Genomic DNA, 23,542 nt, shown 5'->3' with positions numbered 1-23,542 from the left:
CGGACGCATAGCCTTGGTTTACAGTGTTTAAAGTCGATCAGTGAGGCATTGTTGAACAGCCCCGGCCTCAGCTTGGTTCACCGGCCAGCTCCTGGGCGAAGGGCTGGACATCCCCGATATGTGCTTTGACCCAATCTGGATCGTAATACGTATCCAGATACCGATCTCCGCTGTCGCACAGCAGGGTGACGATCGAGCCGTTCCGGCCGGCGTCCATCATCTCGTTTGCAATCTGCAACGCACCCCAAAGGTTGGTTCCCGTCGACGCGCCGGCGCGTCGTCCGATCCGCTTTTCCAGCCAGAGCATCGTGGCGACACTTGCTGCGTCCGGCACTTTGATCATGCGGTCGATGATATCTGGTTGAAATGAGCGCTCGACTTTGGGTCGACCAATGCCCTCGATCCGGCTGGAGGTTTCAGACGTCAGGCTTCGGTCTCCCGTCAGGTAGCTGTCGTAGAACACAGAGTTCTCCGGATCGACGACGGTCAGGGCGGTATCATACCCTTTATAGCGAATGAAACGACCAAGCGTGGCCGACGTCCCGCCGGTGCCCGCGCTCATCACCAGCATCGCAGGCACTGGATGAGGTTCACATTCCATCTGACGGTAGATGCTTTCCGCTATGTTGTTGTTGCCGCGCCAATCGGTGGCCCGTTCTGCATAAGTGAACTGATCCATGAAGTAGCCGCCAATGGACCTGGCCAGTTCAACCGATGCGCCGTGCATTTCCGGTGCAGAGTCTACGAAATGCGTTTGGCCCCCAAAAAACGCGATCATTCTGATCTTGCTGTGCGCGGTGCTTCTCGGGATTACAGCGATGAAGGGAACGCCGATCATACGCGCGAAGTAGGCCTCGGACACCGCCGTGCTGCCGGATGACGCCTCGACGATCGTTGTGCCTTCTTTGATTTTGCCGTTGCACAAGGCGTAGAGGAACAGGGATCGGGCCAGCCGATGTTTGAGACTGCCCGTCGGATGTGTGCTTTCGTCTTTCAGGTAGATGTCCACGCCTTCCAGATGCGGAACCGGCAGTTTGAACAGGTGTGTATCCGCCGACCTGTGTGCATCTGCATTGATCTTTGCGATAGCGCCCGCAACCCAACTGTTCATTTCACCCTCATGTCCGCAGTTTTATCCTGTTCGATTATGCGCCCGCCCATTTGCAGATGGCAAATGGGCAGGATCCGACGCGTCATGTTATCCACAACACGCAACCGATTTGGTTTGTGTTGGTTCGCAAGGGACTTCGTTCGGATTGGCCCCACGTCCCAGCCAGGTCCGTTCGGCCAGATAGAAGTCAGAAAACTTCCGGTGAAAGTCTTCAGGCACGGATTTCGAAGGAATCCCACTTCTCAAAAGCACTTGCTGCCAGGCCTTTACTTTCGGGAAATCCGAGAGCATGTCGTAGCCGCTGTGATCCTCAACAATAGCCGCGCGATGCAGCAGAGGGAGCCAGGCGATATCCACGTTTCCTATCGTATCGCCCGAAAAATAATGTCTTTGACCCAACTGGCGCTCGGCCTTTTCGAAGGATTTTCTGAGTTTGGCCATGCGTTCGTCCAAAACCTCTTTGTTGGCGTTTTGCATCGTGCTGCATTGAACCAGATAATGTTTGGTTGCCTGATAGCTCCAGGCCCGATTGGTCGCGCGCTGCTCGGGCGTCAAGTTCTCCTGGAGTGGTGGCGTGATCTCGTCGATGTACTCGACGATTGCATCGGATTCGAACAATGACTGGCCGTTTTCGGTGATCAATACAGGAACCTGGCCGGTGGGTGAGATATCGAGAAACCACGCGGGCTTGTTCTTCAGGTCAATGTACTCAATATCATAGGGAACCTGCTTCGCTTCGAGGATCGCGGTGACGCGCTGAACGAACGGGCAGATCTTGAAACTGACGATCTTGATCATGGGTGAAGTCCTTTCTGGTTGATCCGACTTGTAAGACGACCAGCGATGCAAAAAGACGAACCTATTGGGAAAAAACCTTCCAAAAAGTTGATCTTGAGTGATGTTTTTTGGCGTTGATGGGGTGGCTACCGATGGCGCAAGCGAAACCGGATCTCGAGAGTGTTTGGTCGGAATACCGGGCCAGCCTGTTTGCCTTTCTTCGCTCAAAAGTACCGAACGAAGAAGATGCAGAGGATTTGCTTCAAGTGATCCTGCTGAAAGCCCACCAGGGCATGAGCGGTCCAAATGAGGTCAAAAGCCTGAAATCGTGGCTGTTTCAGATTGCGAGCAACACGATCACTGACTTTTATCGAAGCAGAGGTCGGCAAAGGACTGTTCATCCGGATGACCTTTGGTACGGCGATCTGGATGAAAATGACCAGCATGTGCTGGAGAATTGTGTTGCACCCTTCATAGATGCTCTGCCGCCCGAAATGGGCGAACTGCTACGCAGGATAGACCTGCAGGGCGTATCGCAAAAAGATCAAGCGGCCGAACTCGGTGTCAGCTACTCAACATTGAAGTCCCAGGTGCAGGCCAGCCGTCGTCAACTGCGCAAACTTTTCGAGAATTGCTGTGATTTCTCTTTGGATCAAAAGGGCAACATTGCTGGCTATGAACGCAAAGTGGGAAACTGTGGCCCGTGTTGAACCACAACCATGGACCCGCCCTTGACCCCTGAACATATCACGGGATGATGCGCATTATACGAAACCCGCCAGTAGCCTAAAAGGATCAATCACTTAAGATCGACCAATGGTCGAAGACAGAAAAAACTGAGAACCGCCAGAGGACCTCAGTTGTGAATCAGCGCATTTTCCCATTCTGAAAGAAACTTGTTTCGCTTCAGGGTGTCCAGAAATGTCATCAGGGCGGGTTCAAGCGCAATAGTTGCGTGTTCCGTGCCGTTCTTTCTTTCCTGAAGCGGCGGCAGAGTATGCGCTCCGTCCGTGGGGTTGGATTGATACTTCAGAACAAACTCGATGAACCGTCGGGCTGTTGCCGGATCCCCGGATGCCCTTGAAACCAACGCTGTCCGCATCATTGTTGTCGGGTAGTCAGAGGGCAGCACAATTTCAAGGATGTCCTGGCTTTCGGCGCGCGCTTCGGCGTAGCTGCCAAGAACGTTGTAGGCGACGGCAATTTTTCCGTTGGTAAGGTCGTCGATCATCTCGCCCGAACAACAATAAAGCCGGGCATCAAGCCCGCCCATCACTTCCATCAACCTCCAGAACGTTTCGGACGCCCGCGCGTCCTGCGTCGCAAAAAGATAGCCCAAACCGGACTGGCGGACGTCGTAGGTTCCAATCCGGCCTCTGAATACGTCTGGGCGTACACGCAGCGTCTCGATCAGCTCCTGCCGGGATTGCGGGATTGGCAGCCCTTTGAAGGCGGCGCGGTTGATGACAATGGCCGCTGGTTCAGAGGTGAAGGCAAACAGGCTCTGCCGCCATTGCGCCCAGGCCGGATGTGAAATGCCCTCAAGAGCTAGGGCGTAGCCATCGTTTGTGAGTTTCAACTGCAAATCCATGGCGCTGGAAATGGCAATATCGAAAGCCTCGGGCTCCTCACGAAAACGCCGGTCGATATCGGCTGTTCCGGTGACCAGGTATTCGATGGCCACGTCCGGTTTGCTGGCGACGAAGGCTTCGATCAGTGGCGCGAACAAGTCCGTGTCTGTGCTTGAGATTACACGCAGGGACGTGGCCGCCTGGGTTTCGTTGAAGATCTGCCGATCTTCCCAGTCCTGCGCCCATCCGACTTGGCACAGCCAGATCAAACCTAGAGCGATAAGGTTACGCACGCGCCACCCTCCGGTCGGTTTTTCAGAATTAGCTGGCCGCCATGGACCGATGCGACATCCCGCGCGATCGTCAATCCTAGTCCTGAGCCGATGGTATTCGAGGCATTTGCCCCGCGCTGAAAACGCGTGGTCAGAGTTTCGATTTCATGAGATGGAAAACCGGGCCCGTGGTCGCACACCGTGATCCGAGGGGTCGGTTTGCTCGAAACCGTGATCTCGATCTCACTTTCGACGGGTCCGTATTTCATCGCATTGTCAATTAAGTTTCGCACAGCGCTTTGGATCAAAATCGCATCCCCGGCATAACGAACGTGCGCGTCCCCTACCAAAGAAAGAGAAAGATCTTTCATTTCCACGATGGGCGTCAGGCGCAAAACCAGATCGCGCACAAGTTCGACAAGGTCGATCTCCTGCCGTTCCAGATGATCGGCCCGGAATGTGATCATCGCATGATCCAGAAGCTGCCCTGCCGCACGAGAACTTTCGTCGATGGCCTTCACCATCGACCGCATGGCTTCGCGATTTTCCTCTTTTTCAACACGCTGCAACGTGGCTTCCGCGTAGGAACGGACGGTTGCAAGTGGCGTGCGGACCCGGTGCGCAGCCTCTGCGATGAAGTCCTCGGACTGGCTTAGGGACTGGTCCAGCCGTCCCATCAGCGAGTTGAGCGACTTGACCAGTGGCGCCATTTCCCTTGGCACTGGTTTGGCGAACGGGCTCAGGTCCTGCGGCCCCCGTCGCGCGACGGATGTCGTCAGCTTGCCAAGCTGGCCAATTGTGGTCGACGTCGCCCAAAATGACAGAGCAGCAGCCAGCGCAAAAAAGCCGATACCGAGAAGGGCAGCATTTCGTGAAATCTGGTCGAGTGTTTCGGAAAGAGCGTCTTGCGATTGCGCAAGGACAATCTGGATTTCTGTTCGTCGGTTCGCCCCGATCAAGGTGCGGCTTGCGCTGATTTTCCGGACATCTGAACCGCGAATATTGTCGGATTGAAATGTCTGGTCGTCGGCAAATGTCAGGTCCTCGTAGCCCGACAGGAATTGGCCGTCCTGCAGGATTGCATAAAACACGCGGTCGTCGGCCGGGGTGCTGAGCATCGAAAACGCCGAGTAGGGTAGGTCAAGCTCGACCGTGCCATCCCGAATTGTGGCGGCGTCCAGCATCGACGTGACCGAAGCGTCAAGGATGTTGTCCTGACCCTGTTGCGCCACCTGCACCGCAAAGTTTCGGACGGCGAAAAACAAGACCAGTGCGAGAACCGCCGCGCCTCCGATCAGGGTCAGCACCAACCGATTTCTGAGCGATCCTGATACCGCAACGCTATCCATCTTGGTCCAATCGATAGCCAAGGCCACGCAATGTCGTGATCCTCAAATTCGAGGCCGACAAATGTTTGCGAAGGCGTCCAATGTAAACCTCGATCGCGTTTTCCGAAACGTCCTCATCGTAGGAAAACAACCGATCGGACAGCTTGTTCTTGGAAAAGATCTGGCCGGGTGCGTTGAGAAACAGTTCAAGAAGGCGCAGTTCGCGATTGCGCATTGTAACGGCCTCACCCCCGACAGTCAGGTGGCCTGCGACCGGGTCGAAAACGACGCCACCGATCTCGATCTTGGTTCTAGCATTGCCGGACCTGCGACGCAGGACGGCGCGGATACGGGCCTCCAGCTCGGCGTGATCAAAGGGTTTGGTGACATAATCATCAGCGCCCAGATCAAGCGAACCGATTCGATCCGACACCTGGCTTCGGGCGGTCAGGACGATGACCGGAGTGTCCAAATCACTGGCGCGATGCTTCTCAAGGAACGTGCGACCATCGCCATCCGGCAACATGATATCGAGCAGGATAAGATCATATTCCCCGGTCGCAACAAAGGCCGAGGCGTCTTCAAGTTTCTCTGCGTGATCAATGACATGACCATCTATTCGCATGCGTGATGCGATGGCATTGGCAAGGTCAAGATTGTCTTCGACAAGAAGGAACTTCATTGCGCTCTGGAACGATTTTTTCTGCGTGACAGGTCTGTGTCAGGTTGGTGTGCATTCTCCCACATCAACTGATCCGTAGTGCGGACGGTTGTCAATTGGGAGGACATTATGTCGAATTTCGAACTGGGCCGTCGGGCCCTACTTGCGGCTGTTGCGGCGTTTGGTCTTGTCGGCTCGGCGGCTGCTGATGGTCACCAGGTCGTGGACAGCATCCACTTTCTGATCCCCGGCGGTGCCGGCGGCGGCTGGGATGGCACGGCGCGCGGAACTGGCGAGGCGCTGACCAAGTCGGGTCTTGTTGGAACTGCCAGCTACGAGAACATGTCAGGTGGCGGTGGTGGCAAAGCCATCGGTTATCTGATCGAAAACGCGGCCAGCAATCACGGCACGCTGATGGTGAACTCAACGCCTATCGTGATCCGTTCATTGACTGGTGTCTTCCCGCAAAGCTTCCGCGATCTGACATTGGTTGCCGGAACTATCGGTGACTACGCGGCGCTGGTTGTTCCTGCGGACAGCGACATTCAAGACGTCAATGGCTTGATCGAGGCATTCAACGCCGATCCCGCGGGTGTTGCCGTGGGTGGTGGTTCGGTCCCGGGCGGGATGGATCATCTGGTTGCCGCGATGGTGTTCCAGGCGGCGGGCGCCGACCCGGTCGCGATGAAGTATGTCCCATATGACGGCGGCGGCGCGACGATGGCGGGTTTGCTGTCTGGCGAAGTGCAGGCGGTTTCAACCGGCTTTTCCGAAGCCGTGGAACTGGCCAAGGCCGGAGAGGTCCGTATCATCGGAGTGACGTCCTCGGATCGCGTGGACGCGTATCCGGATGCACCGACCATGGTCGAGCAAGGCAACGACACAACGTTTGTCAATTGGCGTGGATTCTTTGCGGCTCCGGGTCTGCCCGCCGAACAGTTGGCGGCCTATCAGGAGGCCATCGCCAAAATGTACGACACGCCCGAATGGGAAGAAGTTCGTTCGCGCAACGGCTGGGTGAACATTCACAACCCCGGCGATGATTTCCAGACCTTCCTGGAAAATCAGGAGAAGGTTATCGGCGATCTGATGCGGCAGCTTGGCTTCCTCTGATCACGCTAATTCGCTTCCAAACACAAATGCGCCCGGGACGGCCCGGGCGTGGTACCGATAAAAGAGGGAGAGGTCGATGGTGATTGATCGCTGGATAGCACTTGTCATCCTGATGCTATGTCTTGCCTATGGCTACGCGGCTTATTTCACAATGGACGATCTGCTGCCGCCGATCATGAAACAGCGGCCGCTCTGGCCGTCGACATTTCCCAAGGTTCTTGCCGCAGGTGGAATATTGCTGTCACTGGCTATTCTGCTCGGCTTCGAGAAAGCCCCGGCGAAAGAGGAAGCCGCGGATATCAACCTGTCCCGATTGGGCGAGTACAAGGTTGGGCAAGCGCTGTCTCTGTTAGGCCTCATGGTTGCATATGCTTTTTTGCTCCGCCCGCTTGGGTTCCTGGCGGCCACGTTCCTGTTTCTTACTTTCGGTAACTTCATTCTGGGGGAACGCCGCTATGTCCTGATGGCTGTGGTAGCGGCCATCGCGGCCGGCAGTATCTGGTATCTGGTTGATGTGGTCCTGGGCATTTTCCTCAGCCCGATGCCATCACTTCTGAACGGAGTTTGAGATGCTCGAAGGATTAATGACGGGCCTTTCAACGGCTTTCACATTCACCAACATTCTAATGGTTGTCGGCGGTTGCCTGATCGGAACATTCATCGGCATGTTGCCGGGCCTGGGCCCGATGTCGATCATCGCAATCATGATCCCGGTCGCAATCACCATCGGTGATCCCTCGGCTGCACTGATCCTGCTGGCCGGTGTCTATTATGGCGCGGTGTTCGGGGGCTCGACCTCATCGATCCTGATCAATGCGCCCGGGGTTGCCTCAACCGTGGCCACGAGCTTTGACGGCTACCCCATGACGCGCCAGGGCAAAGCTGGCAAAGCGTTAACGGTCGCCGCAATTTCAAGCTTTGCGGGTGGTACGATTGGCGCGGTCCTGTTGATGATCTTTGCCCCTGCGCTGGCTTCAGTCGCACTTCTGTTCCACTCATCCGAGTACTTCGCCCTGATGGTTGTCGGGCTTTCGGCCATCGCGGCTTTTGCCGGAACCGGGCAGGTCAGCAAGGCGTTGTTGATGACGTTTCTCGGCCTAATCATGGCCACCGTCGGAGAAGGCGTCTTGTTCAATTCGCCGCGTTTCACGATGGGCATCATGGATTTGCAGTCGGGCTTTGGCTTCATAACTCTGGCCATGGCGATGTTCGCGTTGCCCGAGGCGATCTATCTGGTGCTTGATCCGAACCGATCCAAGACGGGTGATGGCGAAAAGGCCGGCGAGATCAAGGACCTTAGGATCACACGCGACGAGGCGCGCAGGATTACCCCGGTCATCGGACGTCAGTCCCTTCAGGGGTTCTTCATCGGAGTACTGCCTGGAGCTGGGGCGACGATCGCCTCTTTCCTGGGTTACGCCGTCGAGCGCAATATCGCGTCCAAAGAAGAGCAGGAGCAATTTGGCAAAGGTTCCGTCAAGGGGATCGCTGCACCGGAAAGCGCTAACAACGCCGCGTGTACGGGGTCGTTTGTTCCGCTCCTGACACTCGGCATTCCCGGGTCTGGTACGACGGCGATCCTTCTCGGTGCGTTGATTGCCCTGAACGTGTCGCCCGGCCCGCGCCTCATGATCGACGAACCGCAGATCTTTTGGGCGGTCATTATCTCGATGTATCTGGGCAATCTGGTTCTGTTGATCCTGAACCTTCCGCTTATTCCCTACATCGCCAAGATTCTGGCCGTACCGCGCAACTTCCTTATACCGTTCATACTGTTCTTCACCCTTATGGGTGCCTATATCGGGCAGAACAACGCGACCGAACTGCTTATTCTGGTCGGTTTTGGAGTTTGCGCCACGTTGCTGAGGTTTGCCGACTACCCGCTTGCGCCCCTGCTGATCGGGTTCATCCTTGGCCCGCTGCTGGAGAACAACTTCTCGCGCGCGATGCAACTGTATGACGGAGTAAGCTTTATCTGGGAACGTCCAATGACTTTGGGACTGCTGGTGCTGGCCGTCGTATTGGTCGTCCTTCCCAGCTATCGCCAGCGCCGAGCGCTTGCACGGGCAGAAGGCGTCGCCGATGGTGACTGATTGTTTTTGTCGATGAAGGTTCAAGAGACTGGATGAACAGACCGTTGTGCTGTCCGTTGCCAAACAGCGAAAGCTGATGTTCCTGGGGTTCGATGAAAAGGTCGCAAAGTCCATATGGCGGTCCCTGAGGGGCTGCTGGCAAGCGTCCGCGTGTCCAAAGCGGCCATTTATTTTCACGCTTCAAACATTTGGAAAGCGCTGATGGCAGAAGTTTGCTGCGCGCGCGTTGCTGGCCTCACTTATACATAGACTTTCGCTCAATTTTTGCAAAAGCCTTTGGAATTGCTGCGCTGTTCAAAGCCAGCCTTGAGAACGGGTCGACCGCTCATCTGAATACATGAGCGAAGCAACTTTGCTGTTTCCCGTACCTGCGTTTTCAGGCACGCATCCCCAAGAAAAAAATTGGTATACCAAATTCCAAATACCTGATACGAAATCCGGGCGAGATTGCGAATCGGATCTGAGGAGGCCCGGTTCGAGAACTTAGGAGGATCGATAAATGATGAAGTTTCTTGCCACCGTTTCGGTTGCAGCCATGACCCTGACCGGGACCATCGCCGCCGCTGATGAGTACCCATCCAAAACCATCGAGGTCGTGACCCATGCCGGAAACGGTGGTGGTACGGACGTCACCACTCGCATGATGATGCTGCGTGCCCGTCGCGAATTGGGCACCGACATGGTTGTCGTAAACAAGAAAGGTGGCGGCGGTGCAGTCGCCATGGACCACTACCTGACCGTCCCGGCGGATGGTTACACGATCCTGACCTTCACCATCGGTCACGCGGCGACAGTTGCAAAAGGCAAGACCAAGATGTCTCTGGACGATATCCGCCCGATCGCCCGCGGTACCGATGACCCGCAGATCCTGATGGTACGTTGCGGTGCATATGTGGATGCCGAAGCCTTTGTTGCAGCTCAGAAAGAAGCACCAATCAGTTATGGCACCACCCACCTGGGCAACATTGACGACGTATCGGCGTTCATGTTCACCAAGAAAGGCGGCATGCAGACCCCGAAAATTGTTCCCTTCGAAGGCGGTGGTGAACTGGCGACCCAACTGGTTGCAGGTGCGGTTGACGCGGCTGTTCTGAACCTGGCCGAAGCCGGATCTCAGATCGACGCAGGCGACGTTTGCCCCATCGTTGTTTTGGCCAACGAGCGTATGGCAGGTCTGCCAGATGTGAAAACCGCCAAGGAGATGGGCATTGATGTCAGTTTCTCGACCGTTCGCGGCTTTGTTGTTCACGCCGACACGCCCGATGATGTTGCTGTCAAGATCGAGGATTCCCTGCTGAAGTCCATGAACCATGGCGTATACCAAGGCTTCCTGGAATCCGTCGGGTTGGACAGCACTTCGGTCGTGGGTTCCGATGAGTGGGGCAACCAGATCACCACTATGGTCACCGATATGGAATCCGCTCTGAAAGAATTGGGCTTTATCGAGTAATCTGAACCATTTAGCGCGGCCGGTCAGGTGCTTGCCGCGCTAACTTTTCCAGCGGACGGGTACAAAGAATGCAAAAGTCCAATGACAATACCGGACATGGTCCAAAGGGTGGCTTCGCGCAGTTTGCTGTCCCGCTGGGGATCTTGGTGTTTTGCGCCTGGGCCTTCTGGCTTTCGACGCAATTCGAGCGCGTCCCGCCGATCCTGAAACGCGGCATGCAGCCCTCTGATTTCCCTCAGTTGGTTATCGGCCTGATCGTTCTACTGTCAGTCTGGTTGCTTTTTAAGGACCGTGATGAGGCACCTGCCAGGCTCTCGCGACTTGTGCAGTCCACAATCGGGTTGCTGATCGGTTTCCTGCTGATCGCCGAGATTGATCTCTTTCTGGGGTTGGGCCTGTTTGCCGTGTCGCTCGCGGCCCTGTGGGGTGAGCGGCGTGTCTGGGCACTTGTACTGGTCGGCATCATCGCGCCGCTGGCGGTGTTCTTCCTGTTCAACGGCATATTCGAGGTCCGCTTCCCGCGCGGGATCCTCACCAACCTCTGGTACGGGTAAAGACAATGGATGCTGCTCTGAACGGCCTTTTGGCTCTTGCTGATCCCAACCTGCTGGCGTTGATATTTGCAGCGACTCTGGGCGGGGTGTTGGTCGGCGCTCTCCCGGGGTTGAATGCGACAACAGGTGTTGCGCTGCTTCTTCCCTTTACGATCACGATGGAGCCCATTCCGGCCATTGCGATCCTGACGACAATTTATTGCGCGGCGACTTTTGCCGGAGCGATCACCGCAATTCTCATCAATACGCCCGGGACGTCGGCCAGTGCCACCACTTGCTTGGACGGCTATCCCTTGGCGCAAAGGGGAGAGGCAGGCCGCGCGCTGGGGATGGCCGCTGTCTCCTCGACCATTGGTGGAATTATCTCGGTCGTGTGCCTGATGGCCGCTGCCCCATTGATGGCGCGGGCTGCGTATAACTTTGCACCGCCTGAATACTTTGCGCTGACAGTTTTCGGTCTGTCGATGCTGGCAACAATTGGAGATGGATCGCCGGTCAAGAACATCCTGTCCGGCGCGTTTGGCGTGCTGATCGCAACTGTCGGCATCGATCTGCTGACCTCGATCGAGCGTTTCACCTTCGGCCTGAACGAGCTGAGCGAAGGTATTCCATTTGTGCCCGTCATGATCGGTGTGTTCGGCATCTCAGAACTGCTGGTCCAGGCCGATAACCTGCATGTGGAGCGCAAGCGCGTCATAATGAAAGCCATCCGCTTGCCATCGCGCGAAGACTATTCGCGGGTTTGGAAAACCATTTTGCGGTCGTCCGGTATTGGCACGTTTATCGGCATTCTGCCAGCTGAAGGTGCGACGGTAGCCTCGATGATCGGCTATAACGAGGCCAAGCGCTGGTCGAAGAGGCCTGAAGAGTTTGGCAACGGCTCTCTCGAAGGTATCGCTGGGTCCGAGGCCGCAAACAACTCGGCCACGGGTGGGGCGATGGTTCCGACGCTTGCCCTGGGGATACCTGGCAGCCCGACGGCTGCTGTGATCCTCGCCGGTCTGATGGTGCATGGCCTGCGACCCGGCCCGACGATGTTTACCGAACAGGCCGACTTTGCCTTCGCAATCTTCTGGTCGATGATGCTGGTGAACATCTTGTTCTTCTTCATCGGACTGTGGGGTGCCAAGATCTTTGCCCGCGTCACGCTGATCCCGATCCAGATCTTGTGGCCTTGTGTCTTCATCTTCTCGATCGTGGGTGCCTATGCGCTGGAACAATCCATGCTGGATGTCTGGATCGCCATCGGCTCGGGGATACTGGGCTTCTTCATGCGCCGTTATGGTTTTTCCGTGGTGCCCATGGCCATCGGCCTGATCCTGGGCGGTATGCTGGAGACACGCCTCGGTCAGTCGATGGTGATGCTGGACGAAAAATGGTGGCTCATGCTGACCCGTCCGCTGACGCTCTTCTTCTTTGTTCTTACGGTCCTGGCTCTGTTTGGCCCGCTGCTGTGGGGACGCCTTTTCAAACAACGCTCGCCGCTTAAGTCGACCGGAGAATAACAATGACCAAGATCAAATCCGTCCGCACCCGTGTCTGGAATTGGAAAGGCAAGACCGTTCCACCGCAGGGTAATTTCTGCACCAACGCCAGCGACTTGTTGTGGGAAAAGGGCGATGCGATGTCCTCTTTCCGTTTTCACCAGTGGCTGACCTGCGAGATTGAAACCGAAGATGGCACAGTCGGCATCGGCAACGCTGCGCTAGCGCCAGGTGTTGTGAAAAAGGCCATCGACGAATGGTTCGCGCCCATGGTGATCGGCGAAGACCCGTTCGACTTTGCCTACCTCTGGGAAAAGATGTACCGCCGCTCGCACGCATGGGGCCGTAAGGGTATTGGAATGACAGCGATTTCGGCCATCGACATCGCCATCTGGGACCTAATGGGCAAACTGGCGGGCAAGCCTGTGTTCAAGTTGCTGGGCGGTCGCACCAAGGAAAAGATACCGGTCTATTATTCTAAGCTCTATTCGGGGCCCATCGAAGCGATGCAGGCCGAGGCGGAAGAGGCCAGGAAGAACAACTATCAAGGCTACAAGATGCGGTTTGGCTGGGGCCCCAAGGACGGCATGACCGGCATGCGGGAAAACCTCAAACGCGTGGAAGCGGTGCGTGAAGTTATTGGCTATGATGTAGACCTGATGCTGGAATGCTATCAGGGCTGGAACGTCGATTACACCAAGCGGATGCTGCCCAAGCTTGCGAAGTACGAACCGCGCTGGCTGGAAGAACCGGTGATTGCCGACGATGTGGAAGGATACCGTGAACTGAATGCCATGAATATCGTGCCCATCTCGGGCGGGGAGCATGAATTTTCGCTCATCGGCTGCAAGGATCTGATCCAAAAAAAAGCTGTCAGTGTGCTGCAATATGACACGAACCGCGTGGGTGGCATCACGGCCGCGCAAAAGATCAACGCCGTCGCCGAAGCTTTCCAGGTTCCGGTCATCCCGCATGCAGGTCAGATGCACAATTATCACCTGACTATGGCCAATGCGAATTGCATGATCAGCGAATACTTCCCGGTCTTCGACGTCGAGGTCGGAAACGAGCTGTTCTATTACATCTTCGAAGGCGACCCGGATGCCGTGGATGGCTATCTGGATCTGGACGACAACAAGCCCGGCCTCGGGATCGAGATCTCGGACAAGCATCTGCATGACTTCGAGGTGACGGAATGAACCGGAAATACGCAGGTATCTGGCCGGTTGCGCCAACGCCGTTCAATGATGACGGGACACTTGATCTCGAAGGTATGAAACGGGTGCTCGACTGCCTGATTGATCAAGGAGCGGATGGAATCTGCGTTCTGGCCAACTTTTCGGAGCAGTTTCTGATTTCGGATGCCGAACGCGAAGTACTGGCGCGGCTTTCGGTCGAACATATCGCAGGACGGGTGCCGGTCATCGTAACGATCAGCCACTATGCCACGCAGATCGCCGTCGAGCGTGCGCAATTCGCCAAGGAATTGGGGGCTGACATCGTAATGATGATGCCGCCATATCATGGTGCACTTCTGAAAGGCACAACCGAACAGAGCTTCGAGCAGTTCGCAGCCGTTGGCGAGGTCGGCATTCCGATCATGGTGCAGGATGCACCACTTTCCGGCGTGGATCTGCCTGTGCCACTGCTGGTGCGCATGGCACAAGAGATTGAGGACGTGAAGCTGTTCAAGATCGAATGTCCCCGTGCCGCCAACAAGATCCGTTCGCTGATAGAACAGGGTGGCGACGCAATCGAAGCGCCTTTTGATGGCGAAGAGGCCATCACCCTTCTGGCGGATTTGGATGCCGGTGCAACAGGTTCGATGACCTCGGGCATGATCGTGGATCAGATCAAACCGGTGCTGACCCACCACCATGCCGGACGCATCGACGAAGCGACAGCCGCATATGGTCGAGTAGCCATGGCAATTAATCACGAAAACCGTCAATGCGGCTGGCAATCGTGCAAGGCCGCGATGGTCGAAGGCGGCGTAATCAAATCAGAATTTTGCCGCCACCCAATTCCGCCGTTGCATCCCGCCATCCGCTCGCGTCTGATCGACCTGCTGCGGCCGTTGGATCCTATGGTTTTGAGCTGGGGGAAGTGATTTGAGCGAGAGCTGGATTGATAGCCTGAAAGAAGAAGGTGGTGTAAAGCCACGCAAGACACTTGCCGAAGAAGCCGCCGACAACCTGCGCGAATTTATTCTGCTGGGTAAGCTTGCCCCCGGTACGGCAATTCCCGAACGTGATCTGGCCGAGGCGCTCGGCGTATCCCGTACGCCTTTGCGCGAAGCCTTGCGGTTGCTCGAAGTTGAAGGGTTGGTGGAGTACTCGGCCACACGGCGCCCGCACGTTGCCGACCCTTCTCTGCACGAGTTGACGCAGTATATTTCGGTCCTGGGCGCTCTCGAAGCGTTGGCGGGTGAAATCGCCTGCGTCGAAGCAACGATGGCTGAAATAGCCGAAATCGTTCGTTTGGGCGCTCGTATGTCCAAAGGTTCCGGAAAGCTCGAACCGCTGGAGTTCTTTCAACTCGACATGCAGTTTCACGCGGCCATCGTTGAAGCCAGCCGGAATGAGCCCCTTATCGAAACGCACCGGCAATATAACGCCCGCCTTTGGCGTGCACGTTTCTTGTCGTCGCAACAGGTTGATCGCCGTGACAATACTCTGTCCGAACACTCGCGGATCACTGACGCCCTACAAAAGCGTGACGCAGCCGCGACGCGGCGGGCGCTGCGCGATCACCTGAATAGTACAATCGAGAATATTGAACGCCTTCACGCCCAAAGCAGTGGAGCAAAGTCCGAGGACTGAAAGATGAAGCCCAGAATTGGTATTATCCCCGGTGATCCAAGCGGCATCGGGCCGGAACTGATCGCACGGTTGCTGACTTCGGAGGGCGTTTCCGAGGCGGCGGACATTCTGCTGATCGGCGACAGGCATGTGTTTGAAACGGGACAGACCGTCGCCGGTGAAACTTATGACCTGACCCCCGTAGACGTGTCGGGCGACTGGACCCAAGCCCCTGCGTTCGCCCTGCACGAGATGGAGACGATTGCGCCTGACGAAGTGAGGGTTGCCGAAGTGACCGAAGCTGGCGGAGCATCGGTTCTGCGAACGCTGGATTCCGCTCTGGAACTGACGCGCTCCGGTGTGATTGACGCCATCGTATTTGGACCGTTCAACAAGGCCGCGATGCACTTGGCGGGGCTGGGTCATGATGACGAGCTTCACTACATGGCCGAAAAGCTGGGCGTGGCGAACTACATCTCGGAACTAAACACGCTTGACGGCATGTGGACCAGCCGCGTGACCAGTCATGTCGCCCTGCGTGACGTGGCCGACATGATCAGCGAAGAACGCGTTGCCGAAGCGGTGCATCTGATCCACAACACACTGCGCCGTTCTGGTTTAAATCGCCCTCGGATTTCAGTGGCCGCGATCAATCCGCATGCCGGTGACGGTGGAAATTTCGGCACCGAGGAGATCGACATCCTCGAACCGGCAATCCGCAAACTGGCGCGGGGGCAGATGTCAGTTGATGGTCCGTGGCCGTCCGACACCGTGTTCCTCAAGGCGGTTGCCAAGGAAATAGACGCGGTTGTGACGATGTATCACGATCAGGGTCAGATAGCGCTGAAACTGCTTGGCTTTGACCGTGGTGTGACGGTGCAGGGTGGGCTGCCATTCCCCGTGTCCACTCCGGCCCACGGAACGGCGTTTGATATCGCAGGCCAGGGCTGTGCGGATGTCGGCGCAACCCGCGCTGCTTTTGACATCGCATGTGACATGGTCACGCATTGGGACAACTGAAACATGACTTTCAAGCCGCACGGAAAACACCTGATTGCAGGTGAATGGATCGCTGGAGACGTGAAATTTTTATCCTCCCCGGCGCGTGGGGACGCACATGAATTTTCATCCGGAACCGCCGCCCATATCGACGCATCGGTCCAAGCCGCCGAAGAGGCATTCTGGAGCTTTGGGTATTCCACCCGCGAAGACCGCGCGGCCCTGCTGAATGCGATTGCTGATGAGATCGACGCGCGCGGCGATCTCATTACCCAAATTGGCACGCAGGAAACCGGCCTTCCCGAAGCTCGGATTCAGGGAGAGCGGGGTCGTACCGTAGGCCAGTTGCGCCTTTTCGCCTCTCATATACTGTCAGGTAACTATCTGGACCGCCGCCATGACAAAGCGTTGCCGGATCGAGCCCCTTTGCCGCGTCCTGATCTGAAAATGGTACAGCGCCCTATCGGGCCGGTTGCCGTTTTCGGGGCATCTAACTTCCCGCTTGCGTTCTCAACCGCTGGCGGCGACACCGCTTCGGCGCTGGCCGCCGGTTGCCCTGTTGTGGTCAAAGGCCATCCCGCGCATCCGGGGACCGGAGAGATTGTTGCAGAAGCCATCAAGGGCGCAATCGACAAGACGGGCACGCATCCTGGCGCTTTCTCATTCGTACACGGTGACACGATGGCGGCAGGGCAGGCACTGGTGAGACACCCGCTGATCCGAGCGGTAGGGTTTACCGGCTCTTTGACCGGTGGCCGGGCACTGTTCGATCTTTGTGCGCAGCGTCCTGAACCCATTCCGTTCTTTGGTGAGCTAGGCTCAATCAACCCGATGTTCATCCTGCCGGCAGCCGCGGCGACACGGGGTGCTGAGATTGGCGCCGGTTGGGCAGGTTCGCTTACGATGGGTGCGGGCCAGTTCTGCACCAACCCCGGCATTGCAGTCGTCTTGAAGGACCACGCCGAAGAAATCGCCAAGGCAGCAGTCGAAGGCTTGAAGAACACCGCCCCACAAACCATGCTGACAGACGGCATTGCGGCGGCATACCGTAGCGGTCAGTCGATGATTGCTGCAGAACCGTCTGTTACCGAATTGCTGGCAACCGCGTCCGACGGGCGAACGGCAGCCCCGTTCCTTTATCAGGTCTCGGCGCAGGATTGGCTGGGCAGTGAAACACTGGGACACGAGGTTTTCGGGCCATTGGGGCTCCTGGTAGTCGCAGAAAACATCGGCCAGGTGCGAGAAGTGTCAATGTCCCTGCAGGGGCAGCTCACATGTACGCTGCACATGGATTCAGATGACGCGGAAATTGCGCAAACGTTGTTGCCAGTTCTTGAACGCAAAGCTGGCCGGATCCTTGTAAACGGCTTCCCGACTGGTGTGGAAGTCAGCGACACAATGGTACATGGAGGTCCATACCCGGCTTCCACGAACTTTGGGGCAACATCCGTCGGTACACTGGCCATTCGCCGTTTCTTGCGGCCTGTATGCTTCCAGGACGTACCGGACGTAATGTTGCCAGAGCAGTTCTAGCCTCGTCTGTCGTTTCCGGGAGAGGCAAATGAAATCGGAATCGGCCGGGTTCGTCACAGTTCATCATCAGCCTTCAGATGTGTCGATCCGGAAGGGCCGGTTGCGCTGACTTTGCTGGAGCAACTGTGCGGCGGCGCGGGCCGTAAAACAAACCATCGTCGGCCGATGACATTGCTCTTGTCGGGAAAGGTTAGCTCGGCGAGCCGCTCCACAGTGATTGGTGCGAGTGTTCAAGGTCGACACCGAGCCCATGACTGACGTGCGCTGTTCCCTTTCGGAATAGCATTACTGACGTGCTTCCTGATCGCTGAGCAACGCTCGCATGATGGCGCGAATACGGCGTTGATTGTCCGCGTCTAACGCAAAGTACAGTGCATTTGCCTGGGGGTCGCTTTGCTGGGGGCTAATGAGGTCTCCCGGATCAGCGTGAAGCACATTCGCTATTCGAACCAGAGTTGCGACGTTCGGCGTACGCGCCCTGCCGCTCAGCAGGTCTCTGACCGACGTCACGCCAAGCCCCGCCGCTTTCGCTACAGCACCAGGGTTGGTGCCTTGTTCTTCGATGAGGTCCGCGATTTTTTTTGCAATTCGCTTTCCGAGTTCGACGTCGCTCTCAACCTGCATGATTTTCCATCGGTAAATAATGTTCTGTCATTCCTTGGGTTAATGGCGATCTACACATCAGTCAACGGTACCGACAAAGGTGGCATTGCAAAAACAGAATACCGGAGATGTGCGAAAAATCATTGCACATAGATGATTCAACGTCTATATCGGCCTAACAGAGATGATCAATCACACTAGATAGACGGAGAAACGACAATGACCCTCTTTTCAAAAGTAATGATGGCAACCCTCATGGCCTCGACCGCATTGGCGTCATCAGCGGACGCCTGCTCGCGGCTTGCCAAGCAATCAGACCACGGTGTCGCCTGTGTTCGCTCAGTAGATTAGGGCACAAAAACCGGAATGGATCTTGTGACTTTCGGCGTTGGCGATGACGTCACATCTTACGAAGCCTATGGATACTCGCGCCAATCAGATGAACCGGCGAAGAACTTCACTGTAGCTTGGGTAGAGAACGAGTCTTTCCACGGTGTTCAGGCACAGGCCTTCAACGACAAGGGAATGGTTGCGGATACGCTCTATATGTCCCCCAGTGCAGACTACATTGGTGATTACAAGGACAATGGCGCCCCGGCCGTGAACTTGGCCGACGCGCCGGGTTATCTGGTCGCAATGTACGACACCGCCCCCGAAATCGCCGAGGCGTATAACTCGGGTGAGTTCCAGTTCGCCTGGTCAGCAGATTTGGGTCATGCGGGTCAGCACGGAGTGCATGTTTCGGCCGTGGACGCAAATGGTGATGTCGTTCTGTTCCAAGTGAACGAGGGCGGTGAGGTTCTGGTTTACTCCGGCAATGTTGAAGGTTCGGACCTTGGGGTAAAAGCGAACGCGCCATTGTTGCAGTACCACCGCGAGAACATTGCAGCGTTCAATGCGGAAGATGGAAAGACTGCAGAGAACGTTCCGGCGGACATTTCCTCGGCAAGCCGACACCTGCGTCTGACCTGGCTTAACCAGAACATTTCTCTGGGTGGTATGTCCAAGCCGGAAGCTTTGGGAACGGTACAGAACATGTATGACAGCGGTGCCAGTGTCCCGCAGCAGGTGATCGACCCAACCATCGGAGCGACTTATACCACCAGACAGACCAGCAGAACGATCCTGGGAGACGACGTCATCACAGTGCGGGATTTCGCGACCGCTGCGGAAATTTCGTACTCGATCACAGATGCCAAAATCGCCCACGATCTTAACGGTGGTCAGGTCTGTGCGGATGCCATGGATCAAGCCAACGAAGGTGGGCGGATGATCGAGTTCCGCCCGTGCCCGAAACCCGAAGCAGGCTCCTGATGCAACTCCTATGAAACTCAAAAACAGCCCCCGTTACCCGACGGGGGCTTTTCTTATATTGAAATGCCCCGCTGCCAATATCCCCGTCAACTTTGTTGCGCACTGCCAATCTCTGGCGGCGACAGGATATTGCCTTTGAACCGAAGTACGGTCTGACAGGTCGCCACGCAGCTGTGCGACAATCCGACGAACGGTAAGAAAGGGGCGAGTGCAATAGCCTTCGGCAACCTGTTGAAAGGATGCTGGAACCTCTCCGTTGGCGATAGAGTGCTCCGAGCAGATTTTAAAGTGCGGAGGCCGGCCAGGACCGCGATCCGGTGAGGCGCCGAAAACACTCAGAACCCAACTACCGAAATATGAAATTCAACCGACTTATTGCCGCCGTGCCATTACGTGATCCATAACCAAATTGAGCACCTCGATATCATCCTGGTTAAACGTCAGATAGCGGAACCGTACCGTTCCCCGGTCCGGCTTCGAGCGCGACGGTGTGAGCACCTCAACCGTAACACGAGCACGAAGTGTGTCTCCCGGGAAAACCGGAGCGAGCCATCGTACCTCGTCCATGCCATGGCCGCCCAGGTTGGTGCCAGTAAGTACACCGGTATCACGAAACAGCCGGAAGGTGAGCGCTATGGTTTGAAAGCCGCTGGCAATGATCCCGCCGAAAATCGACTCCTTCGCCGCCACTTTATTCACGTGGAAGGGCTGCGGATCGTGCGTAAGTGCAAAATCAATTATTGCGCCTTCGGTGAGCGTAATCCCACCAGTCTCGAAGGTGTCTCCGACTGACAGATCGTCAAAAAACTTGCCGCTGATCATTCCAAGAGCATAGAAAAACGCGCAGTTGTCCGTCAACGACAACCCAACGCCTGCCGATCAGACGTAAGTGGCAAACGCAACGTATACTTGTTTGAACCTGAAACTGACCTCAATAAAGTTGAATGCCGCCTTCAATAATCACTTTTCGTCGCGAGACCGATGGACTGCTGCAAAAAGTCAGAACCTCCTGGGCGAAGTGATCGATGGATGTCGTTGCACCTACTACGTGGCGCACCTGAATGCCCGGGACGCTCTGGCGGGGATCCCTGATCATTCGTAAGGCCGGCGGTCTTGTACATGCAAGCTCAATCCCGGGTATGTTGGAACATGGCAGTGCCCTTCTGAACATTGCGCCGAAATTGGAACAATTGACGCTGAGTGATATCGTCCCTCAGGCCCGCCGGACGGATTCAGCGGCCCCGAGAACGAGCTAGTGGGAAAGTCAGATCTTCTTCACTAGCAGCATACGTACCGGCCTCTGCCTAGATCACCGGCTTCCAGAGTCCACCAAGCTCGCGACGTGCCACATGTGTTGTGATGAGAAGGGCAATCATCCACCCGGTTATGACCGCTGCGGCCGTTCCGATCCACACGCCGATTTCGTTGAAACTCAGCAGGCCGACAAATATCCATACGAAGAAAGCTACCCCAAAACCCTGCCGATACAGGCTGATCCAGACGGTCCAGATCGGTCTTTTCAGTGCCTGCAAAAGCGAGTTGATCGAAAACAGCATCATGTAGAACGGCAGGATCAGGCTGTCGACGCGCAGGTAGCTTAGTCCCACGCGGATCACTTCGGGATCGTCAGTAAACAGGCCCAGAACCGGACCGCCGAAAATCCACAGGACAGGTGCGGCCATGGCGGTCATGATGAACCCAACCTTCCAGCAATAGAACAAGGCTTCGCGCACCCTCGCACCGTCGCGGGCTCCGAAATTCTGGGACGCTATGGGCAGAAGGGCGCCGGTGACGCCCAACACGGGCAACAGCAGGATTTGCTCCAGACGAATGGCCACGCCGTACCCTGCGATTGCGTGTTCGCCAAAAATCTTAAGCGCAAACTGCATCACGAACCCGGACAGCAACATCACCATGAACGATGTGGATGTGGGTAATACCTGTAGCGAGATTTCAGCAAATTTTTCCAGGCGCGGAACAAAATTCCGCGCCCGCATCCGTTGCATCCTGCGCCGTCTGAGGACCTGACGTATCAGGAAGAGCATGACCCCTGTCTGACTGATCACGGTTGAAACTGCCAAACCATCAAACCCGATGCCGGGAACAAGGCCCGGAACCCCGTAGATCAGCAATGGATTCAGTCCGATATTGGCGAAAAATGCGACAATCAGCGCCCGCTGCATGGAAACGGCATCGCCATGTGCCTGAAGGATACCGTTACAGCAAAAGGCCAGCAGAAAGCCGGGAAGAGCAAGGAGCAACCAAAAGAAATACCGCAGACCTGCATCGCGATAATCCCCGGGCTCGGACACCAAACGGATCAGTGCAGGACCATACCACAGACCAGCCAGCGCAAGAACGCACGCGGCCAGGAAGCCATAGCTCATGCCTTGTGCAGCCAGTCTGCGAGCCTTGCGATGGTCACCCGCGCCCAGTGCGTTGCCGACGAGTGCGCTCATGGCGGCGCCAAGCCCAACGCCTATTGAGATCGCAACAAAAAACGCCTGAAACCCAAGTGCGAGCCCGGCCTGAGCACTTGTGGACAAGAGCCCTGCGAAGAACATGTCGACAACGTTGTAGAGCGTGTTGAAAAGCATTCCGATGGCGCCGGGAATGGCCAAGGTGCGAAAATGCACCGAGATCGGCCCTCGCGTCAGATCAAGTTCGGCAGGAATGGCCATTTCAGCATTTCTTTACGGGCGCTCGGCCTGAACGGTCAGAAAAACGAACTCTGGCGTCAAAACCTCTTCGAACCCATGGTTCAGTTCGGCGTCGACGCTGATGCTGTCCCCGGCTGACAGGGTGAATCGCGCCTCGCCGTAACGATAGACAGCCTGACCCTCCAGCGCCTGAACAAAGACGACACCGTGGCCGACATAAGTCGGCGGGCGCCCTTCATCGCGCAGAAGAGTGACCCGCCGCGCCTGAAATCGCAGGTCCTTGCGGGAATGCAGGGCCAGATTGACGTATTCATGGGAATGCCCGCCAGCAAGACGGGTAGACTTCAGCCCCTGTCCGTGGCGAACCAGGGTATAGTCGGTGTGATCTGTCCGCGCTTCGCGAAACAGCGAGACGATGGGCACTTCAAGTGCCTCGGCCAATGCGGCCAATGTATCGATCGAAGGTGACACAAGCCCGTTTTCAATGCGGCTGACCATTGCTGCTGAAATGCCCGATTGCTCGGCCAGACGACGGGCCGATTGTTTCCGGCTTTGGCGCAGCTCCTTCAGCGATGCACCGATCGCGCGGTCAATCTGTCTTCCCGGAGTGTCATCCTGCATGGTACATCCCGTCACTCGTCGGCGTAGTAACCCACGACATCTCCCTCTGTGGTCACGCCGAGACCGTTCAGCAACCGGTTCACGTAGTTGAAATATCCAACAATCTGGTTGATTTCGAGGATTTCTCCGTCGTCCCATCCGGCTTCCTTCAGGGCCGAGACGTCAGACTCGGCCATCGCGGCGGGCGATTGGGTAAGTTTTCCTGCATAGACCATCGCTGCCAGCTCTGCGCCGTCAAATGCGCCCTCGGGGCGGTTGGCTTTCAGCGCGGCTTCAATTCTGTCGGCGCGTGCATCATCCCCGATCAAATGCCGGGCATTGGCCCAGTGATTGGCATAGGAATAGGGGCAGCCGTTCAGGGTGGACACATAGGAACTTATGACTTCCTGAAACCACATGGGCACGGTGTTGACGTCGTCGTGCAGACAGGCCCGGTACAAAATAACGTGCCCATTCATCGTATTGGGCCGCAGCGAATGCACGCGCATGACATTGTCGACGGTTCCGTGCGGCGTACGGGCCAGGTCCAATGCGGCCTTTAGCTGATCGTCGGCATCCTCGTCAGAAATCATCCGAATCCAGGCAGACATTCATGCT

23 protein-coding genes are annotated in these 23,542 nt (G+C 56.4%); 13 read left to right on the top strand and 10 right to left on the bottom strand.

Translation table 11 applies throughout. The annotated features are described in order from the left end of the window. Positions 1 to 67 precede the first annotated feature (67 nt). Complete coding sequence (locus ACR0J8_RS19730) at positions 68 to 1,111, bottom strand: PLP-dependent cysteine synthase family protein (protein ID WP_480891768.1); 1,044 nt, start codon at positions 1,109 to 1,111, stop codon at positions 68 to 70. 87 nt (positions 1,112 to 1,198) lie between these two features. Beyond that, on the bottom strand, positions 1,199 to 1,909 hold the full coding sequence (locus ACR0J8_RS19725) for a glutathione S-transferase family protein (protein ID WP_480526677.1): 711 nt from the start codon (positions 1,907 to 1,909) through the stop codon (positions 1,199 to 1,201). Positions 1,910 to 2,040: 131 nt separating this feature from the next. On the opposite strand from ACR0J8_RS19725, the gene sigZ reads away from it, so the two are divergent. After that, the gene (sigZ, locus tag ACR0J8_RS19720) at positions 2,041 to 2,598 is read left to right on the top strand and encodes an RNA polymerase sigma factor SigZ (RefSeq protein WP_480526679.1); all 558 of its coding nucleotides are present in this window, start codon (positions 2,041 to 2,043) and stop codon (positions 2,596 to 2,598) included. A gap of 146 nt (positions 2,599 to 2,744) precedes the next feature. Here the strand turns inward: sigZ and ACR0J8_RS19715 are convergent, their stop codons facing one another. From ACR0J8_RS19715 to ACR0J8_RS19705, 3 genes are read right to left on the bottom strand one after another with little or no spacing between them, the layout of a single operon-like run. Further along, a complete protein-coding gene (locus tag ACR0J8_RS19715) occupies positions 2,745 to 3,752 on the bottom strand; it encodes an ABC transporter substrate-binding protein (protein WP_480891764.1) in 1,008 nt (335 codons plus the stop codon). Continuing rightward, positions 3,731 to 5,080, bottom strand: coding sequence for a sensor histidine kinase (locus ACR0J8_RS19710; protein ID WP_480526756.1), 1,350 nt, complete (start codon positions 5,078 to 5,080; stop codon positions 3,731 to 3,733). The genes ACR0J8_RS19715 and ACR0J8_RS19710 overlap by 22 nt, the downstream gene beginning before the upstream one ends. After that, entirely contained in the window at positions 5,073 to 5,741 is a 669-nt protein-coding gene (locus tag ACR0J8_RS19705) for a response regulator transcription factor (protein ID WP_480526681.1), read from the bottom strand. Before ACR0J8_RS19705 ends, ACR0J8_RS19710 begins: the two co-directional genes overlap by 8 nt. A 108-nt stretch (positions 5,742 to 5,849) precedes the next feature. Here ACR0J8_RS19705 and ACR0J8_RS19700 point away from each other — a divergent pair, with 108 nt between their 5' ends. From ACR0J8_RS19700 to ACR0J8_RS19650, 11 genes are all read left to right on the top strand, one after another. After that, positions 5,850 to 6,833 (top strand): tripartite tricarboxylate transporter substrate-binding protein, encoded by a 984-nt coding sequence (locus ACR0J8_RS19700; protein ID WP_170613885.1) that lies wholly within the window; start codon positions 5,850 to 5,852, stop codon positions 6,831 to 6,833. A gap of 76 nt (positions 6,834 to 6,909) precedes the next feature. Then, on the top strand, positions 6,910 to 7,401 hold the full coding sequence (locus ACR0J8_RS19695) for a tripartite tricarboxylate transporter TctB family protein (protein ID WP_170682454.1): 492 nt from the start codon (positions 6,910 to 6,912) through the stop codon (positions 7,399 to 7,401). Between the two features lies 1 nt (position 7,402). Then, positions 7,403 to 8,926: a tripartite tricarboxylate transporter permease gene (locus ACR0J8_RS19690; RefSeq protein ID WP_480526684.1), complete on the top strand. Its 1,524-nt coding sequence runs from the start codon at positions 7,403 to 7,405 to the stop codon at positions 8,924 to 8,926. A gap of 499 nt (positions 8,927 to 9,425) precedes the next feature. After that, positions 9,426 to 10,376, top strand: coding sequence for a Bug family tripartite tricarboxylate transporter substrate binding protein (locus ACR0J8_RS19685; protein WP_480526685.1), 951 nt, complete (start codon positions 9,426 to 9,428; stop codon positions 10,374 to 10,376). 68 nt (positions 10,377 to 10,444) lie between these two features. Further along, the gene (locus ACR0J8_RS19680; protein WP_170613889.1) at positions 10,445 to 10,930 is read left to right on the top strand and encodes a tripartite tricarboxylate transporter TctB family protein; all 486 of its coding nucleotides are present in this window, start codon (positions 10,445 to 10,447) and stop codon (positions 10,928 to 10,930) included. A 5-nt stretch (positions 10,931 to 10,935) separates the two neighbouring features. Beyond that, on the top strand, positions 10,936 to 12,435 hold the full coding sequence (locus ACR0J8_RS19675; protein ID WP_170808133.1) for a tripartite tricarboxylate transporter permease: 1,500 nt from the start codon (positions 10,936 to 10,938) through the stop codon (positions 12,433 to 12,435). Positions 12,436 to 12,437: 2 nt separating this feature from the next. Further along, positions 12,438 to 13,613, top strand: a complete 1,176-nt coding sequence (locus ACR0J8_RS19670) for an L-rhamnonate dehydratase (RefSeq protein ID WP_480526686.1) — start codon at positions 12,438 to 12,440, stop codon at positions 13,611 to 13,613. Further along, positions 13,610 to 14,524: a dihydrodipicolinate synthase family protein gene (locus ACR0J8_RS19665; RefSeq protein WP_480891759.1), complete on the top strand. Its 915-nt coding sequence runs from the start codon at positions 13,610 to 13,612 to the stop codon at positions 14,522 to 14,524. Before ACR0J8_RS19670 ends, ACR0J8_RS19665 begins: the two co-directional genes overlap by 4 nt. Before the next feature lies 1 nt (position 14,525). Next, positions 14,526 to 15,236 (top strand): GntR family transcriptional regulator, encoded by a 711-nt coding sequence (locus ACR0J8_RS19660; protein ID WP_170613893.1) that lies wholly within the window; start codon positions 14,526 to 14,528, stop codon positions 15,234 to 15,236. A gap of 3 nt (positions 15,237 to 15,239) precedes the next feature. Beyond that, positions 15,240 to 16,235 carry a 4-hydroxythreonine-4-phosphate dehydrogenase PdxA gene (locus ACR0J8_RS19655; RefSeq protein WP_480526689.1) on the top strand — a complete coding sequence of 332 codons (996 nt, stop codon included), beginning with the start codon at positions 15,240 to 15,242 and terminating at the stop codon, positions 16,233 to 16,235. Between the two features lie 3 nt (positions 16,236 to 16,238). Then, positions 16,239 to 17,747: an aldehyde dehydrogenase (NADP(+)) gene (locus tag ACR0J8_RS19650; protein ID WP_480891754.1), complete on the top strand. Its 1,509-nt coding sequence runs from the start codon at positions 16,239 to 16,241 to the stop codon at positions 17,745 to 17,747. A gap of 285 nt (positions 17,748 to 18,032) precedes the next feature. Here the strand turns inward: ACR0J8_RS19650 and ACR0J8_RS19645 are convergent, their stop codons facing one another. Beyond that, complete coding sequence (locus ACR0J8_RS19645) at positions 18,033 to 18,371, bottom strand: helix-turn-helix domain-containing protein (RefSeq protein WP_170613896.1); 339 nt, start codon at positions 18,369 to 18,371, stop codon at positions 18,033 to 18,035. 345 nt (positions 18,372 to 18,716) lie between these two features. On the opposite strand from ACR0J8_RS19645, the gene ACR0J8_RS19640 reads away from it, so the two are divergent. Continuing rightward, entirely contained in the window at positions 18,717 to 19,664 is a 948-nt protein-coding gene (locus ACR0J8_RS19640) for an Ntn hydrolase family protein (RefSeq protein WP_480891751.1), read from the top strand. 372 nt (positions 19,665 to 20,036) lie between these two features. Here ACR0J8_RS19640 and ACR0J8_RS19635 read toward each other — a convergent pair whose 3' ends face one another. The 4 genes from ACR0J8_RS19635 to ACR0J8_RS19620 form a co-directional block, all read right to left on the bottom strand. After that, positions 20,037 to 20,486: a MaoC family dehydratase gene (locus ACR0J8_RS19635; RefSeq protein WP_480442023.1), complete on the bottom strand. Its 450-nt coding sequence runs from the start codon at positions 20,484 to 20,486 to the stop codon at positions 20,037 to 20,039. A gap of 482 nt (positions 20,487 to 20,968) precedes the next feature. Next, on the bottom strand, positions 20,969 to 22,345 hold the full coding sequence (locus ACR0J8_RS19630; RefSeq protein ID WP_480891748.1) for an MATE family efflux transporter: 1,377 nt from the start codon (positions 22,343 to 22,345) through the stop codon (positions 20,969 to 20,971). A 12-nt stretch (positions 22,346 to 22,357) separates the two neighbouring features. Next, on the bottom strand, positions 22,358 to 22,945 hold the full coding sequence (locus ACR0J8_RS19625; protein ID WP_170613900.1) for a helix-turn-helix transcriptional regulator: 588 nt from the start codon (positions 22,943 to 22,945) through the stop codon (positions 22,358 to 22,360). An 11-nt stretch (positions 22,946 to 22,956) separates the two neighbouring features. Next, positions 22,957 to 23,535 (bottom strand): carboxymuconolactone decarboxylase family protein, encoded by a 579-nt coding sequence (locus ACR0J8_RS19620; RefSeq protein ID WP_480526696.1) that lies wholly within the window; start codon positions 23,533 to 23,535, stop codon positions 22,957 to 22,959. Positions 23,536 to 23,542: the final 7 nt, after the last annotated feature.

The sequence above is a fragment of the Ruegeria sp. N11 genome (assembly GCF_056531525.1).
The sequence above is the reverse complement of the archived record's forward strand: the minus strand, read 5'-3'. Positions and strand labels throughout refer to the sequence as shown.

What these genes read in the sequence shown, in the direction of transcription:
- ACR0J8_RS19730 (WP_480891768.1), bottom strand. Translation starts at nt 1,111, where the DNA reads ATGAACAGTTGGGTTGCGGGCGCTATCGCAAAGATCAATGCAGATGCA.
- ACR0J8_RS19725 (WP_480526677.1), bottom strand. Translation starts at nt 1,909, where the DNA reads ATGATCAAGATCGTCAGTTTCAAGATCTGCCCGTTCGTTCAGCGCGTC.
- sigZ (WP_480526679.1), top strand. Translation starts at nt 2,041, where the DNA reads ATGGCGCAAGCGAAACCGGATCTCGAGAGTGTTTGGTCGGAATACCGG.
- ACR0J8_RS19710 (WP_480526756.1), bottom strand. Translation starts at nt 5,080, where the DNA reads ATGGATAGCGTTGCGGTATCAGGATCGCTCAGAAATCGGTTGGTGCTG.
- ACR0J8_RS19705 (WP_480526681.1), bottom strand. Translation starts at nt 5,741, where the DNA reads ATGAAGTTCCTTCTTGTCGAAGACAATCTTGACCTTGCCAATGCCATC.
- ACR0J8_RS19700 (WP_170613885.1), top strand. Translation starts at nt 5,850, where the DNA reads ATGTCGAATTTCGAACTGGGCCGTCGGGCCCTACTTGCGGCTGTTGCG.
- ACR0J8_RS19695 (WP_170682454.1), top strand. Translation starts at nt 6,910, where the DNA reads ATGGTGATTGATCGCTGGATAGCACTTGTCATCCTGATGCTATGTCTT.
- ACR0J8_RS19690 (WP_480526684.1), top strand. Translation starts at nt 7,403, where the DNA reads ATGCTCGAAGGATTAATGACGGGCCTTTCAACGGCTTTCACATTCACC.
- ACR0J8_RS19685 (WP_480526685.1), top strand. Translation starts at nt 9,426, where the DNA reads ATGATGAAGTTTCTTGCCACCGTTTCGGTTGCAGCCATGACCCTGACC.
- ACR0J8_RS19680 (WP_170613889.1), top strand. Translation starts at nt 10,445, where the DNA reads ATGCAAAAGTCCAATGACAATACCGGACATGGTCCAAAGGGTGGCTTC.
- ACR0J8_RS19675 (WP_170808133.1), top strand. Translation starts at nt 10,936, where the DNA reads ATGGATGCTGCTCTGAACGGCCTTTTGGCTCTTGCTGATCCCAACCTG.
- ACR0J8_RS19670 (WP_480526686.1), top strand. Translation starts at nt 12,438, where the DNA reads ATGACCAAGATCAAATCCGTCCGCACCCGTGTCTGGAATTGGAAAGGC.
- ACR0J8_RS19665 (WP_480891759.1), top strand. Translation starts at nt 13,610, where the DNA reads ATGAACCGGAAATACGCAGGTATCTGGCCGGTTGCGCCAACGCCGTTC.
- ACR0J8_RS19655 (WP_480526689.1), top strand. Translation starts at nt 15,240, where the DNA reads ATGAAGCCCAGAATTGGTATTATCCCCGGTGATCCAAGCGGCATCGGG.
- ACR0J8_RS19650 (WP_480891754.1), top strand. Translation starts at nt 16,239, where the DNA reads ATGACTTTCAAGCCGCACGGAAAACACCTGATTGCAGGTGAATGGATC.
- ACR0J8_RS19645 (WP_170613896.1), bottom strand. Translation starts at nt 18,371, where the DNA reads ATGCAGGTTGAGAGCGACGTCGAACTCGGAAAGCGAATTGCAAAAAAA.
- ACR0J8_RS19640 (WP_480891751.1), top strand. Translation starts at nt 18,717, where the DNA reads ATGGATCTTGTGACTTTCGGCGTTGGCGATGACGTCACATCTTACGAA.
- ACR0J8_RS19635 (WP_480442023.1), bottom strand. Translation starts at nt 20,486, where the DNA reads ATGATCAGCGGCAAGTTTTTTGACGATCTGTCAGTCGGAGACACCTTC.
- ACR0J8_RS19630 (WP_480891748.1), bottom strand. Translation starts at nt 22,345, where the DNA reads ATGGCCATTCCTGCCGAACTTGATCTGACGCGAGGGCCGATCTCGGTG.
- ACR0J8_RS19625 (WP_170613900.1), bottom strand. Translation starts at nt 22,945, where the DNA reads ATGCAGGATGACACTCCGGGAAGACAGATTGACCGCGCGATCGGTGCA.
- ACR0J8_RS19620 (WP_480526696.1), bottom strand. Translation starts at nt 23,535, where the DNA reads ATGTCTGCCTGGATTCGGATGATTTCTGACGAGGATGCCGACGATCAG.